Consider the following 1,136-nt stretch of genomic DNA (forward strand, 5'->3'; position numbering starts at 1 on the left):
GCGACGGCCACGGACGGCTCGCCGGACTCCACGCCCTCGTCCTTCATGTCCTCGGCCAGGCGCATGGCCTCCTCGATCAGCGTCTCCACGATCTTGGACTCGGGCACGGTCTTGATGACCTCGCCCTTGACGAAGATCTGGCCCTTGCCGTTGCCCGAGGCCACCCCCAGGTCGGCGTCCCGCGCCTCGCCGGGCCCGTTGACCACGCACCCCATCACCGCCACCCGCAGCGGCACGTCCATGCCCTCCAGGCCCGCCGTCACCTCGTCGGCCAGCGAGTACACGTCCACCTGCGCCCGCCCGCACGAGGGGCACGAGACGATCTCCAGCCCGCGCTCGCGCAGCCCCAGCGACTCCAGGATCTGCGCGCCGACCTTGACCTCCTCGGCCGGGGGCGCCGACAGCGACACGCGGATGGTGTCGCCGATGCCCTCGGCCAGCAGCGCCCCGAAGGCCACCGACGACTTGACCGTGCCCTGGAAGGCGGGCCCGGCCTCGGTCACCCCCAGGTGCAGCGGGTAGTCGCACTGCGCGGCCAGCTGCCGGTAGGCGTTGACCATCACGACCGGGTCGTTGTGCTTGACCGAGATCTTGATGTCGCGGAAGCCGTGCTCCTCGAACAGCGAGCACTCCCACAGCGCCGACTCCACCAGCGCCTCGGGGGTGGCCTTGCCGTACTTGGCCAGCAGGCGCTTGTCCAGCGACCCGGCGTTGACGCCGATGCGGATGGGCACCCCGGCCTCGGAGGCGGCCTTGGCGATCTCGCCGACCTTGTCGTCGAACTTCTTGATGTTGCCCGGGTTGACCCGCACGGCCGCGCACCCGGCCTCGATGGCGGCGAAGACGTACTTGGGCTGGAAGTGGATGTCGGCGATCACCGGGATCTGCGACTTCTTGGCGATGATCGGCAGCGCCTCGGCGTCGTCGGCGCTGGGCACCGCGACCCGCACGATCTGGCAGCCCGAGGCGGTCAGCTCGGCGATCTGCTGCAGCGTGGAGTTGATGTCGGCGGTCAGGGTGGTGGTCATGGACTGCACCGACACCGGCGCGCCACCGCCCACGGGAACGTTGCCGACCATGATCTGCCGGGAGTGGCGCCGCTCCGCCAGTCGCAGCGGCGGGGTGGCGGGCATTCC

Annotated in this window: 1 protein-coding gene; it reads right to left on the reverse strand. The window is 70.7% G+C overall.

All coding sequences use genetic code 11. The features are described 5' to 3' along the window. Positions 1–1,136: flavodoxin-dependent (E)-4-hydroxy-3-methylbut-2-enyl-diphosphate synthase (ispG, locus tag O4J56_RS31990; RefSeq protein WP_270690981.1), on the reverse strand; the 1,136-nt coding region annotated here is incomplete at both ends.

This window comes from Nocardiopsis endophytica (assembly GCF_027706725.1).
GTDB classification, from domain to species: Bacteria; Actinomycetota; Actinomycetes; order Streptosporangiales; family Streptosporangiaceae; genus Nocardiopsis_A; species Nocardiopsis_A endophytica.